The sequence below is a fragment of the Saccharopolyspora sp. NPDC045941 genome, from assembly GCF_056431445.1.
In genome coordinates this window covers 1-1,009 of the sequence record NZ_JBWKKU010000179.1, presented here as the reverse complement: position 1 = coordinate 1,009, position 1,009 = coordinate 1, and the positions used below count along the sequence as shown (strand labels likewise).

1 protein-coding gene is annotated in these 1,009 nt (G+C 66.0%); it reads right to left on the bottom strand.

Annotated elements, in window-relative coordinates:
- Window positions 1-1,009: AAA family ATPase (locus tag AC07FN_RS45970; protein ID WP_478401398.1), on the bottom strand; the 1,009-nt coding region annotated here is incomplete at both ends.

Below are 1,009 nucleotides of genomic sequence, written 5' to 3'. Positions count from 1 at the left end.
TCGGCGCCTTCGCCCTCCCAGCCCTCGACGTCCACGATCACGATCTGACCGGGCTGGATCTCGCCGAACAGGATCTTCTCGGACAGCTTGTCCTCGATCTCCCGCTGGATCGTCCGGCGCAGCGGCCGCGCGCCCAGCACCGGGTCGAACCCGCGCTTGGCCAGCAGCTTCTTCGCCTTGTCGGTCAGCTCCAGGGCCATGTCCTTGGCCTTGAGCGCCTTCTCCACCCGACCCGAGAGCAGGTCGACCATCTGGATGATCTCCTGCTCGGTGAGCTGGTGGAAGACGATCACGTCGTCGATGCGGTTGAGGAACTCCGGCCGGAAGTGCTTCTTCATCTCCTCGTTGACCTTGGACTTCATCCGCTCGTAGTTGGAGTCAGCGCCCTGACCACTGGAGAAGCCCAGGCCGACGGCCTTGGAGATGTCCTGCGTGCCGAGGTTCGAGGTGAAGATCAGCACCGTGTTCTTGAAGTCGACCGTGCGGCCCTGACCGTCGGTCAGGCGGCCGTCCTCCAACACCTGCAGCAGCGTGTTGTAGATCTCCTGGTGCGCCTTCTCGATCTCGTCGAAGAGCACCACCGAGAACGGCTTGCGCCGGACCTTCTCGGTGAGCTGGCCGCCCTCCTCGTAGCCGACGTAGCCCGGAGGGGCACCGAACAGCCGCGAGGCGGTGTAGCGGTCGTGGAACTCGCCCATGTCGATCTGCACCAGCGCGTCGTCGTCCCCGAACAGGAACTCCGCCAGCGCCTTCGACAGCTCGGTCTTGCCGACGCCCGAGGGCCCGGCGAAGATGAACGACCCCGACGGCCGCTTCGGGTCCTTCAGGCCCGCGCGGGTGCGGCGGATCGCCTGCGACACGGCCTTGACCGCGTCGTCCTGGCCGATGATCCGCTTGTGGAGCTCGTCCTCCATGCGCAGCAGGCGGGTCGTCTCCTCCTCGGTGAGCTTGAACACCGGGATGCCCGTCCAGTTCGCCAGCACCTCGGCGATCTGCTCGTCGTCGACCT